This is a genomic window from Bacillus sp. ME78 (assembly GCF_903970865.1).
GTDB classification, from domain to species: domain Bacteria; phylum Bacillota; class Bacilli; order Bacillales; family Bacillaceae_G; genus Bacillus_A; species Bacillus_A cereus.
Genome location: NZ_CAJCKK010000008.1, coordinates 16,689 through 28,985, shown reverse-complemented (window position 1 = coordinate 28,985; position 12,297 = coordinate 16,689). Strand labels below are relative to the sequence as shown.

Sequence of the window (12,297 nt, the reverse complement as noted above, 5' to 3'; positions counted from 1 at the left end):
AGCCCTTTACCGAATGCCTTTCTTATTGTAATACGTATACCCACTCAATTGTATCTCCTGGTTTTACCGTAGCTACACCAGCACTATGGTTTGGAAAAGCACCGTTCACACGATATTTCCATCCACTAGTATCCGAAATATCTTTTTCATATAAATCATTAATACCTTTTACATAAATACTATCTCTAGATCCGCTTGCATCAACATCTAATCCTGTACGTTGTAATACTTTATACACAGTATCGCCATCTTGTACATCCATCTTTTTCGCACCCATTATATATCCGTTATTTCCTTTTACCGAGATTGTTACTTGTTTTGCTTTAGGTACTGGTGGTACTGGTGGTGGCACTGGGTTTGGTGGTGGTACCGGTGTTGGTGGAGCTGGTACACTATTGTTCTCTTCTGACTTTTTCTTTTGCTCCTGCTTCGGTGTTTCTTTCGGCTGATTCACAACCTTTGCTTCTTCTTTTACTTCTGGTGCTTTCGGTTGTTGTTTCTCTTCTTGTGCTTGTTGCTGCTCTGGTTGCTTATTTACAGCCGGCTGTTCTTTCGGTTGTTCCTGTTGTTTCTCTTCTTTCTTTACCTCTGGTTGTGCCTGCGGCTTTTCCTCTTTCGGCTTCTCTTCTACTTTTTGTTCTTGTTTCTCTTTTTGCTCTTCTTGCTGCTTTTGCTCTGATTCAGCTTGCTTTTCTTCTGTTTTTTCTTCCGGCTTCGCTTCATCTTTTTGTTCTTCTTGTTTCGCTACCTCTTCTTGCTTCGGTTCTACCTTCTTCTCAGGCTTTACAGCTGCCTCTTCACATCCGGCAAGTAGCCCAAGCGAAAGCAGTAAAGAAATGAACCATTTCACCTTACTCATCCTATCTCTCACCTTTCATACGAAAATTAGGAGCAAATAATTGCTCCTAATTTTTTGTTAAGCTGCTTTACGTCTCCATAATACATATGCAGAAGCAATACATAATACACCCATACCTACTTCTGTTGCTGCACTATGAGAAGATGCTCCTGTTTTTGGTAGACTGTTACCGTTTCCGATTTTTTTATTCTTAACCGGTTCGTTATCTACAACTACTTTTAGATTTTCATCTTTTGTTTCTTGTTGTACTTGGTTTTGTTCTTTCGGTTCTTCAGTAACTTCTTTTTCTACTACATTATTTTCTGGTTCAACGACCTTTTCTGGCTCTTCAATCGGTTTTGGCTTAATTACATCACCAGCGTCTACATTAGACCAATCATAAATAGATTTTCCCATTTCCTTAAATTGAAGTAATGCTAAAAGAGCCTGTTCTGTAGCCATTCCGTTACCATTTTGATCACTTGGTAACCATTTAAATTCACCATTTGAAAGTTGATATGATAATAGGTTTTGCATTGCCTTATGAAGACGATTTTGATCTACATCTTTAACAAGTGATAATCCAATAATTGCTTGCGCAGTACTATTTGAATTTTCTTGTCCATCAGCTGAAAAACCGCCATTTTGCAGCTGTTCGTTATATAAATACGCAACAGCTTTTTGTATAGCTGGTTTCACATCTGATCGCTCTTGATAAGGAGCTAACGCTGATAAAACCATACCTGTTACATCAACGCTACTAGCACTATCTTTACTACCTGAACTATTATAAGTCCATCCACCGTCTGTATGCTGATTATTTAACAGTGCTTCCACTAGAGCAACTCTGTTCCATTTTGATTCAACTGGAATCTCATACTTCTTCGTATCAAATGCAAGTAAAGCAAATGCATAACCTGTAACAGAATTCACTTTATCTGACTCATACAATTTTTGAACTAAATTATGTCCGCCTACATTTTTAGGGTCTGCACTCATTGCATTCATCATAATAATTGTTCTAGCTAAATCTGTCGCTGAAAAACGATTAATGCGCTTTTCTACTTTTTCAGTTACTGACTTAACATAATTTAATTTTGCCTCAATTGGCACATTCTTTCCAGAACGAGAAAGCGCTACAGCTACCCAATCACTTTCAATTCCATCTTGTAACATCTTGTCTGATGTTTTAGAAATGGCTTCATTTAATTGTGCACTTGGAACTTGAATGTTCTCTTGCTGTGGTTGTTCTGGTTTTTTCCCATCTGGCGTTTTACCGTCTTGATCACCTTGGTTTTTCTCATCTGGCGTTTTATCGTCTTGGTCACCTTGGTTTTTCCCATCTGGTTTTTCACCGTCTTGATCACCTTGGTTTTTCCCATCTGGTTTTTCACCGTCTTGATTACCTTGGTTTTTCCCATCTGGCGTTTTACCGTCTTGATCACCTTGGTTTTTCTCATCTGGTGTTTTACCGTCTTGACCTTCTGGTTTTGGTTCTTCTGTTTTTCCACCGTTAGGTTCTTCTGTTTTACACGTTCCGAACTTATCTAACGTTTCTTTCAATGTTTCCTGGCTTATATTGCTCCAGTCTGAAACAAAGCGAAAGACAACAACATCTCCAGATTTTAATTTATAACTATCTGCTCCGACTTCTGCAGACTTATCATTTACATCATACAGCCAAGCACTTGTAGCCCCGGCCATTAAACCATCGATTCCTTTTACATATGTTCCAAACGACATCGTTTCAGATTCTACTTTGTCCCCCATGACCTTTTGCAGCAAACTTAAAGCTGTTTCCCCATCTTTAATTTGCTCTTCTTTCGGACATAACATAATGTCTTTTTGTGATTCCCCAATAATTGCAAGTTTTGCTGTATTTCCTTCAGCAAACGTAATATGTACTGTATTCGCAAAAGAAACAAATACAAGTGTCACTGCCATTAAAGACGTAAGCAGCCATTTTTTCAACATTGCCATCCCAAAATTTCCTCCCTTACTACCATTTACACAAAAAAAGGCCCTTCAAGGGCGTGCGATTGACACTCTCTTTTTGTAAGTGTCGAACAAAAATGTACAACACCTCCTACCCGCATTATTCGCGGCTATATTTGTATAGGAAAAATAATTTTGTTTATGAACGTATCATTGTGATAACATTCACTTTTCTTGGCACAACTTACTTCCATTTAAGTTATCGTAAAACGATAAACCTATACATTCTGTAAATTTTAAATTTCTGTATTATTTTACTATTGACAAAGAATTTTGTCCACGCTTTATCGGATTTATTTTCTAAGAATAATAACTTGTTAACTCTTAACTATGTAAACTCTTTTCACTAATAATGACGCCATCTTCATCCGCATAGACATATTCATTTGGATTCCAATCCACTTTTCCAAAGTGCAATGAAATATTTCGTTCTCCTTTTCCTTCTTTCACACTTCTATTTGGCATCGTTCCTAACGCTAAAATACCAATATTAATATTCTTTAGTTCACTAGAATCACGAACATACCCATTCACAATAATTCCTGCTAACTTTCTTTCTTCCGCAATAGCTGCCAAATTATCACCGAGTAACGCACAATTAGTAGACGCTCCGCCATCAACAACTAATACTGTTCCTTCTGGTAATGTTTGCAACCCTTCCTTCACTAGTACATTATCATCTTTCACTTTTACAGTTGCAATTTTCCCGTAGAATTGTTCTTTCTTCCCAAAAGACCGAAAAGACTGGCGACATATTTGTAATTCCTTTTCAAATTCATCACATAGATCTGTAGTTTTCCACATCTTGTTCCCTCTTTTCCTTTTTCTTTCTACATAACATATTCTTGGCTTATTATCGTTTCCCTGTCTAATATTGCAATAATTTGTATGTGCGGGAAAAGGATACAAAAACTATTGCCTTAAGAAGCTACCTTTATTATAATCTATTTCACAGATTAAATTCAGAATATTAAAAATTAACCGAGTGAAGAAGGAGGGATTTTATGCAAATACAAACTGAGGCAAAAAAACAACCTAGTAAACAAAAGTTTAAAATACCTGATGCGTACGTACTACTATTTTTTATTGCCTTACTTTGCGCCATTGCTACGTATTTCGTTCCTGCTGGAGAATTTAAAAGGGTTACAAACGGGACCGTTACAACGACAATACCAGGTAGCTACCATTCTGTTCCGCAATCACCCGTAGGATTTGTTTCTTTTTTTACCGCTATTGAAAAAGGAATGACACTTGCTGCTCCTATTATCTTTCTAATTTTATTTACAGGTGGAGCTATTGCAATTCTTGAAAAAACAGGTGCTCTTGACGGTTTAATCTATCATGTTATTAACAAATTTCGTAATCAGCAATTACTTTTCATTTGTATAGTTGCTTCGCTTTTTTCTATTCTTGGAACGACTGGTATTATCGTTAACTCAGTTATCGGTTTTATCCCCATCGGCATCATCGTTGCACGCACATTAAAATGGGACGCTATCGTCGGTGTAGCAATTATTTATTTAGGTACTTATGCTGGTTTTAATGCTACTATTTTATCTCCCTCACCTTTAGGCATTTCACAAAAGATCGCAGAACTTCCGATGTTTTCCGGGATTGGTTTACGCACCGCAATCTATATATCTTTTTTACTTGCCACTATCCTTTATATAAATTGGTATGTAAAACGCTTGAAAAAATCAAATAAAGGAAGCATCCTTGGCGACAACTGGTTTCCAAGTAACGCTCTTTCAAGCGAAAAAGAAACAGAGAAAAAAGAAGTTCCTTGGACGATACGTCATAAATTAATTTTACTCGTTTCAGCTTTATCATTAATTGCATTTTTAATAGGCGCTTTTCGTCTACATTGGACGGACGCAGAAATGACCGCTACTTTTATTTTCATTGCAATTACAGCAGGAATAATAGGTGGCATGAAAGCAAACGATATCGCATCTACTTTTCTAACTGGCTGCCAAAATCTTATCTACGGTGCTTTAATCGTCGGAATGGCTCGCTGTATTTCAGTCATTTTAGAACAAGGCAAATTACTTGATACAATCGTTAACCAACTCGCACAAGCTCTCGAAGGACAAAGCCCTGTATTTGGTGTTATCGGCATGTATGTGAGTAGTGCCGCATTACATTTCTTCATTTCATCCGGGACAGGAGAATCGGTTATTTTCATTCCGATATTAGCTCCATTAGCTGATTTCATGCACATTACACGCCAAGTTACAGTACAAGCTGTTATGCTTGGAGAAGGTGTAGTAAACTGCTTAAATCCAACTTCTGGTGTTTTAATGGGCGTTCTCGCAGCGAGCGGGATTTCTTATGGAAAATGGATTCGTTTCATGGCTCCACTTGCACTCATTTGGTTTATCATTGGACTTGTTTTTCTTATTGTTGGGGTGAATATTGAGTGGGGACCTTACTAAATACTTAACTAGATAAATAAGTACTATCGTTCCATATAAATATCTATTCTATTTCCCTCACTGGTCCTATTAAAATCATTTATTCTAGTAAAAATATAAGAAGGGATTGATCATAATGATCAATCCCTTTTATCAAACTATAATACCTTTAAAAATCTTAGTTCCAGATTTTATTTACCCATTCAGGATGATCAATAAAAGGATTGCGGTTATGTTGATATTTTGTAAAAATCACTTCATTACGCTTTCGCTCTAAATCATCGACCGGGTCTTGTTCATTCCATTTTAATAAGACAGATAGTTTCCCCATGTATGGATCTTTATTGTTATTCACTTTTTCATTTAGTTCTAAATCTATTTCGCCGTTGTCTCCCTCGTAACGAACAGCCATATAAAACAGCATTCTAGCGATGTCTCCTTTTACACTATCACGAGGTTCCCAAGAATCACTATCATATTTACATTCTGTCGCTTCAGAATGATTCACACCACCATTATCAAAATCTAGATTTCCACGTGAACTATTTACAGATACATCCGTCGCTCTTAAATGATGTAGATCTGTTCCAGGTCCTGCAGTCGTTCCAAAGTCACCGTGAGATTTTGCCCAAACATGCTCTCGGTTCCAGTTATTTACTCCTGATCCATTCGTAAGTTTCCCTTGCGAACGACCAGTATATAAGAGTATCACATTATTTTTATTATTTGGATCTTCATCAGTATCTCTTAGTGCTTCCCAAACCGCACTGTATGATAACTTTGTATGATTATCAATAATATTATGCAGTTCCTTCTTTAATTCTAACCCCGTTTTTCCTATTGCATTATTATAATATGTATCGTCATAACTTTTTATAATAATCTCTTGTGCTGATGCAGGAGCTACTTCACCGTGTATAGTATCTGTGAATGATAGAGATGCAGAACCTAAAATAAAAAATGAAGATAGTGTAACCATAGCAATCTTTGTATTTCGAAACTTCATATACCCATTCCCCTTTAAAATATAATTTGAAGCTATTCACTAAAAAATGCTTTCTAACCCCCGAAACCTTTTAGAAACCCATACCCCTTTTCTGTTTATTTAATACAAGACTCTATCCAGTCTGTATCACTTCTAAACTTTTTGTTTATTCACATTCCAAACAATTTCACTTTTTACAAGGAATATCCTTCTCTTATAAAGATTATTAACATATTCTTTACAACTAAAAAGTAGTTTAATATTAACTTATAAATTTAAATTTATTTATGCAATAATGCATATTTGATAAATACTTTAAAAAACAGTTTGAATAAAAAGCATTCAAAGAAAACCGTGCAACAAAACAGATACAGTCTAAGACAGAAATAATAAAAATCAAGATGATAACTCGACTTTTCCCGTTTCCATAACTGTCTTTATTTTTGTGTAAAACCTTTATTTCTCTGAATAATACGTACAAAAATAGATTGGATACCATGTAGGCACCAATCTATTTTAATTAAAGAAACTGTGTCAATTCTGAGTTCACAATACGTTGTGCAGTAATGATAACACTGTCAGCTGTTAGTCCATAAACACTATATAGTCCACCAGGTTGATTAGGAACAATTTGAACTTCATATTCAAATGCTTGTCCAAGAGCAGGATGAACTAAACTTAGAGTTGCAAAAGTAGAAGCATTAGAATTTACATTGAAGTTTACCTGTTCAATTAATACTAATGAACCGTCAAGTCTAAAAACTCTAGCTACTCCAGTAAGTGGGCCAGCAGTACGGTTAAGGATCTTCACCCTAACTCTATTTGCATTAGCAGGTTGATTTCCTACGTTTTCAATTGGTCCTGTAGTAAGAGCCATATAACATCACCTCCATTATATTATTATTATATTCAATCACAAATATTAACGTTATAATCTAATTACCCAATTTATTTAAAATAAAAAGAAGCTCCAAATTCTATTATATTTAGGTCATAGATATTAAACTTAATAAAATTAAATGCAGGAACATATTTGATATGTTCCTGCATTTTTAATGTGGGTACCGCTACATAGCCATCTAGCTAAGATTTTGAAGTACTTCAAAATCAAAAATCTCATCTCACCACAGTTTTCTATGGGAATCCAGTGAACAGCTTATTTACATAATTTTCATCATTGGAAGTAAATACCAATAACTAAGCGTATTACTATTCTTTAAATGAGTAACAGTTCTAAAATTGATTTTTAATAGAAAAAAAGGGTTACAGATTCGATTGTAACCCTTTTTCCAAATATTTTTTGTTTTATACGATTTCTATAATGATTACAGGACTGAAGTATGATTCAAAATAGCGTTGATTATATGATTCCAATCGTCACAGTGAATCTCGTGACCCGATCCTTCTAAGGGTAGTAACACAGCATGCGGTATTTCATTAACAAGAGCAAGACCATGCTCGTATGAAAGCACTGTATCTTCTGTACCATGGATAACCAAAGTAGGTATATTGATTTCTTTTAATCTCCCCTCATAAGAATCCTCACCTTTAAGAAGGGAATGATTAAACATACTGAGTAGATTATTTGCCCGTTTTATTTCGTTTTCTACCTGCTTATAAGCCCTCTTCTTATCGAATTTATGCTTTGAACCACAAAGTAATGCTGATCCTGCAACCAAGTAATTTGCAACAGATTCTTCATCCGACCAATTTAGTTTGGCCGCATTAGTATGGTAAGCGAGTATCTTTTCATCGATCGGAGGCAAATTTCGGTGGTTATCTTCAGAACCAAAAATACCTGATGCAATCAAAGTTATACTTATAACTCTCTCAGGGTTCCTTAAGGCTACAATTTGAGCAATCATTCCACCCAATGACATTCCAACAATATGTGCTTCGTCAATATGATATGCATCGAGTACCCCAATCGCATCATCAGCCATATCTACCACAGTATAGTGGGAACTCCCCGGTTCATAAGTAGTTGACCGTCCGACATCTCTATTATCATAACGAATAACATATCGGCCCGTATCAGCTAATTGTTGACAAAATTCCTCATCCCAATAAACCATTGAACACATGGCTCCCATAATTAGTAAGACTGCTGGATCTGCTGAATTGCCAAAGCTCTCTGTACATATATCAATTTTATTAATTTTAATAATCTTTTCAGTCATGATTAACTCCTCATTTCATTCGTATTTAGTTAATAAAAAAAGACACAACCAAATAAACCCACACATTTCGAAAAAAATAGTCGGGCATAACGAATTGTGTTTAAAATTAACGTAAACGAATGAACTTGATAATCATGTTCAACACTCTCCTATATAATGAAAATAAGGATAAAACCCTTATTTTCATTATAACATAGCTCTATCAGTAGTAATATAGGTTCATTTCTTCTTATTTTATAGTTAAAAAAGTAATTTTTACTGTATGAATCTGCACTCTTAGTTGAAGAAAAGACGATGTATACAATATCCAAACCTAATTAATATAACGTCTCATTATCAGTAGTTAATACATCTAGAAGTCTAAAAAATATCCTCCAGTTAAGTACTCTGGAGGATATTCATATTTACATAATCATTCTTACAAGAAGCCACACAAAATGAAACCTCTTTAGTACCCAAAAGGCTTACTCTTATCTATTAATAACTGTACATCGTCTTGCTCCTCTACAGATTAAACGCTCGGCTTCTCTTAATGAAATTGGAACAAGTACAGCTTCATCAACATCGTCTTCTACATCAAAAACCGCAAATGCTTCCCCACCTACGATTAAAACACAAATGAATTCTACTTCTAAATCATCATGAGACCTAGGAATACAATTGGAAATAGTACAACGTTGAATACCCCCTGCTAACAATGTTCTAGCTTCTTGCTCAGATATTCGAATAAAAACAAATTCCTCTATGGCTACATTTCCAAATTCCACTTCAATTTCTACTAGAAGAAAGAATCTGTTTCTAATTCTCACTATACAATTTGCTCCAATTGAAATAATATCTTCATTCATTCTTTTCACCTCCTTTAATACTATAAAATTCACAAAGAGGTGAAATGGTGTGGACAAGCAAACAAAAAAGTAGTTTTTTTGAAATGTGAGAAATCAGTTAAAAACTATCATCAAAAAAACAGAAAAAATACCCTACACAACAGGAAGTTTTCTCTGTTTTTAGTCTGTATACGATATTCAAAATTAGTTAACATAACGTCTCATTATCAGTAGCAATGAAAAAGGAGAACCCTGCTCTCACAAGTGAAACTTCTTTTTTAGTTCTATGAATCTAGACATTTTTTATACATTCCTATCCTAACGCGGTTTTAGTGTTCTTGTTTGTTACTGGATTAGCAAAAAAACTGTATAAAATCTTTCATACTTTTAGCCGATGGGGGCCAAAACACTGCCCCCCCAATACGTGCTTTCTTAGGGTATTTCTTGAACCTCCATTAAACACTCTCCCGTCACTTGTCTATCTTTAAGAGTAACTTATTTAAAGTCCTCGCACCGAGCCTTTGTCCTCCTCCCAAAGCCAAACAAACAATTCAGATTACATGCCTATATCAAACTAAACATTCAATCTTTATCCAGTTTGTAAATAAAAAAGGACAATCAGCCCCATAATGGACTAACTACCCTATAAATTATTATCTAAATTCAATAAAGTGAAACTTTAATCAGTGGGGGTTTTGTTCATCCCCACTGATTATCAGCCCTCACCAATCGTGCTTTTACGGGCAGTTAATCCCCACCTAATTTCTTTGCTTCCGCTGAATTTTGAGGTGAGGGTCTTACTTACTGCCCGGCGAATAGCGGGATAAAACCAGAACTTCTTTTCCTATGTATATTTACTTCGTTACCTCTCCAAACTGCGCTCTCGTCACTTTCGCCAAGTCATCAACTTTCAGCTCAATTTGTATACCAATTTTCCCGCCGCTCACTATCATCTTATCAAGTAATTGGGCGCTTTCATCGATACATGTAGAAAATAACTTCTTCATTCCGACTGGTGAACAACCACCACGAATATATCCTGACACTTTCGTAATATCTTTCACAGCAATCATTTCAATTTTCTTTTCACTTACTGCTTTTGCGGCAGCTTTTAAATCTAGTTCCTCATCTACCGGAATAATAAACACATGATAATTTTTACTATTTCCTTGAGCGATTAACGTTTTATATACTTCTCTCACTTCTCGTCCAATTTTCTCAGCTACTGATACACCATCAATTTTTCCATCGTCTGGATTATATGACATCATCGAATATTCAATTTTCTCTTTGTCTAATATTCGCATCGCATTTGTTTTATCTTTTTTCATAACGTTCTCCTTAAAAGGTTATTTCATATTATTAAGTTTTATTATACACCCTTTTCCATTTCTCCTACATAACTTCACGTATATTTCAAAACTAAAAATATTGATAATTCAAAAATCATCTGATATAATTTGGAAAAACTTATGTTAAGGAGAGATTTGTAATGCGAAATTTTAATACTTCTTTCCAACTTCATCATCATACGTAACGCCGTGTATCCGAAGAAAAATTTTTCTTCGTGGGTACAGGGCTTTTCCTGTTGACCCACGAAGCGTTCATAAAGCTATGTGGGTATTTTTATACCCGCATAGCTTTTTTTAATTTTAAAATAGGAGTGATTACAATGGAAATGAAAAATGTAAAAGGCACAAAAGACTATTTACCAGAGGAGCAAGTGCTGCGAAATAAAATTAAAAGGGCTTGTGAAGATACGTTTGAACGATACGGATGCAAACCGTTAGAGACACCGACGTTAAATATGTATGAGCTTATGTCTTACAAGTACGGCGGTGGCGATGAAATTTTAAAAGAAATATATACACTTGAGGATCAGGGAAAACGTAAGCTTGCCTTACGATACGATTTAACTATTCCATTCGCAAAAGTTGTGGCAATGAATCCGAATATTCGCCTCCCTTTTAAACGTTATGAAATTGGGAAAGTATTTCGAGATGGGCCAATTAAACAAGGAAGATTTCGTGAATTTATACAATGCGACGTTGATATAGTCGGTGTAGAATCAGTCATGGCAGAAGCGGAACTTATGAGCATGGCACTTGAGCTGTTCCGAACGTTAAAATTAGAGGTAACAATCCAATATAATAACCGAAAATTGTTAAATGGTATTCTTCAGGCCATTAACATCCCTACTGAGTTAACAAGTGACGTAATTTTATCATTAGACAAAATCGAAAAGATTGGGATTGATGGTGTACGAAAAGATGTATTAGAGCACGGAATTTCTGAAGAAATGGCCGATACGATATGTAATACTGTATTATCTTGTCTAAAGCTTACAATTGCTGACTTTAAAGAAGCTTTCAATAACCAACTCGTTGCCGATGGCGTAAACGAATTACAACAATTACAGCAATATTTAATCGCTCTCGGAATAAATGAAAATACGATATTCAATCCGTTTTTAGCAAGAGGACTCACAATGTATACAGGGACTGTATATGAAATCTTCCTAAAAGATGGCTCAATTACATCTAGCATAGGTAGTGGCGGCCGTTACGATAACATTATCGGAGCATTCCGTGGTGATAATATGAACTATCCAACAGTCGGTATTTCATTCGGTTTAGACGTTATTTATACAGCACTATCGCAGAAAGAAACAATATCCTCTACAGCGGATCTATTTATCATCCCACTCGGGACAGAATTACAATGCTTACAAATTGCCCAGCAATTACGTTCTACCACTTCCTTAAAAGTCGAACTAGAACTAGCAGGACGCAAATTAAAACGTGCCCTTAATTATGCCAATAAAGAGAATATCCCTTACGTGCTTATTATTGGTGAAGAAGAACTTAGTACAGAAACCGTTATGCTGCGAAATATGAAGGAAGGTAGTGAAGTGAAGGTCTCCCTTTCTTCTTTAAGTAGTTATTTATAATACGAACCACCCTCGTTTGGGTGGTTTTTCTATTTTATAGATAATCAATAATTAGTTTACATAAAATAATTACAAGCTACCTAAAACTAAAAATATATAATATCCAAT

The 12,297-nt window shown here is 35.4% G+C and carries 10 protein-coding genes; 2 read left to right on the top strand and 8 right to left on the bottom strand.

From position 1 onward, the window contains the following. Positions 1-22: 22 nt before the first annotated feature. The 3 genes from H6481_RS11575 to rraA all read right to left on the bottom strand — a co-directional run bounded on the left by H6481_RS11575 (position 23) and on the right by rraA (position 3,637). A complete protein-coding gene (locus tag H6481_RS11575) occupies positions 23-859 on the bottom strand; it encodes a DUF4430 domain-containing protein (protein WP_071714308.1) in 837 nt (278 codons plus the stop codon). 57 nt (positions 860-916) lie between these two features. Further along, positions 917-2,818 (bottom strand): DUF4430 domain-containing protein, encoded by a 1,902-nt coding sequence (locus H6481_RS11570; RefSeq protein ID WP_182811721.1) that lies wholly within the window; start codon positions 2,816-2,818, stop codon positions 917-919. 339 nt (positions 2,819-3,157) lie between these two features. Further along, complete coding sequence (gene rraA, locus H6481_RS11565; RefSeq protein ID WP_182811718.1) at positions 3,158-3,637, bottom strand: ribonuclease E activity regulator RraA; 480 nt, start codon at positions 3,635-3,637, stop codon at positions 3,158-3,160. Between the two features lie 200 nt (positions 3,638-3,837). Here rraA and H6481_RS11560 point away from each other — a divergent pair, with 200 nt between their 5' ends. Further along, on the top strand, positions 3,838-5,268 hold the full coding sequence (locus H6481_RS11560; protein WP_182811715.1) for a YfcC family protein: 1,431 nt from the start codon (positions 3,838-3,840) through the stop codon (positions 5,266-5,268). Between the two features lie 157 nt (positions 5,269-5,425). Here H6481_RS11560 and H6481_RS11555 read toward each other — a convergent pair whose 3' ends face one another. The 5 genes from H6481_RS11555 to ybaK form a co-directional block, all read right to left on the bottom strand. Beyond that, positions 5,426-6,253 carry an endonuclease gene (locus H6481_RS11555; protein ID WP_023522513.1) on the bottom strand — a complete coding sequence of 276 codons (828 nt, stop codon included), beginning with the start codon at positions 6,251-6,253 and terminating at the stop codon, positions 5,426-5,428. Positions 6,254-6,752: 499 nt separating this feature from the next. Further along, complete coding sequence (locus tag H6481_RS11550) at positions 6,753-7,109, bottom strand: hypothetical protein (RefSeq protein ID WP_001229424.1); 357 nt, start codon at positions 7,107-7,109, stop codon at positions 6,753-6,755. A gap of 448 nt (positions 7,110-7,557) precedes the next feature. After that, on the bottom strand, positions 7,558-8,412 hold the full coding sequence (locus H6481_RS11545) for an alpha/beta hydrolase (RefSeq protein WP_182811712.1): 855 nt from the start codon (positions 8,410-8,412) through the stop codon (positions 7,558-7,560). 470 nt (positions 8,413-8,882) lie between these two features. After that, positions 8,883-9,260 carry a hypothetical protein gene (locus H6481_RS11540; protein WP_001001282.1) on the bottom strand — a complete coding sequence of 126 codons (378 nt, stop codon included), beginning with the start codon at positions 9,258-9,260 and terminating at the stop codon, positions 8,883-8,885. 833 nt (positions 9,261-10,093) lie between these two features. Beyond that, positions 10,094-10,570 carry a Cys-tRNA(Pro) deacylase gene (ybaK, locus tag H6481_RS11535; RefSeq protein WP_023522517.1) on the bottom strand — a complete coding sequence of 159 codons (477 nt, stop codon included), beginning with the start codon at positions 10,568-10,570 and terminating at the stop codon, positions 10,094-10,096. Between the two features lie 341 nt (positions 10,571-10,911). On the opposite strand from ybaK, the gene H6481_RS11530 reads away from it, so the two are divergent. Then, entirely contained in the window at positions 10,912-12,189 is a 1,278-nt protein-coding gene (locus H6481_RS11530; RefSeq protein ID WP_078993955.1) for a histidine--tRNA ligase, read from the top strand. Positions 12,190-12,297: the final 108 nt, after the last annotated feature.

What these genes read in the sequence shown, in the direction of transcription:
- H6481_RS11555 (WP_023522513.1), bottom strand. Translation starts at nt 6,253, where the DNA reads ATGAAGTTTCGAAATACAAAGATTGCTATGGTTACACTATCTTCATTT.
- H6481_RS11540 (WP_001001282.1), bottom strand. Translation starts at nt 9,260, where the DNA reads ATGAATGAAGATATTATTTCAATTGGAGCAAATTGTATAGTGAGAATT.
- ybaK (WP_023522517.1), bottom strand. Translation starts at nt 10,570, where the DNA reads ATGAAAAAAGATAAAACAAATGCGATGCGAATATTAGACAAAGAGAAA.
- H6481_RS11570 (WP_182811721.1), bottom strand. Translation starts at nt 2,818, where the DNA reads ATGGCAATGTTGAAAAAATGGCTGCTTACGTCTTTAATGGCAGTGACA.
- H6481_RS11530 (WP_078993955.1), top strand. Translation starts at nt 10,912, where the DNA reads ATGGAAATGAAAAATGTAAAAGGCACAAAAGACTATTTACCAGAGGAG.
- rraA (WP_182811718.1), bottom strand. Translation starts at nt 3,637, where the DNA reads ATGTGGAAAACTACAGATCTATGTGATGAATTTGAAAAGGAATTACAA.
- H6481_RS11545 (WP_182811712.1), bottom strand. Translation starts at nt 8,412, where the DNA reads ATGACTGAAAAGATTATTAAAATTAATAAAATTGATATATGTACAGAG.
- H6481_RS11575 (WP_071714308.1), bottom strand. Translation starts at nt 859, where the DNA reads ATGAGTAAGGTGAAATGGTTCATTTCTTTACTGCTTTCGCTTGGGCTA.
- H6481_RS11560 (WP_182811715.1), top strand. Translation starts at nt 3,838, where the DNA reads ATGCAAATACAAACTGAGGCAAAAAAACAACCTAGTAAACAAAAGTTT.
- H6481_RS11550 (WP_001229424.1), bottom strand. Translation starts at nt 7,109, where the DNA reads ATGGCTCTTACTACAGGACCAATTGAAAACGTAGGAAATCAACCTGCT.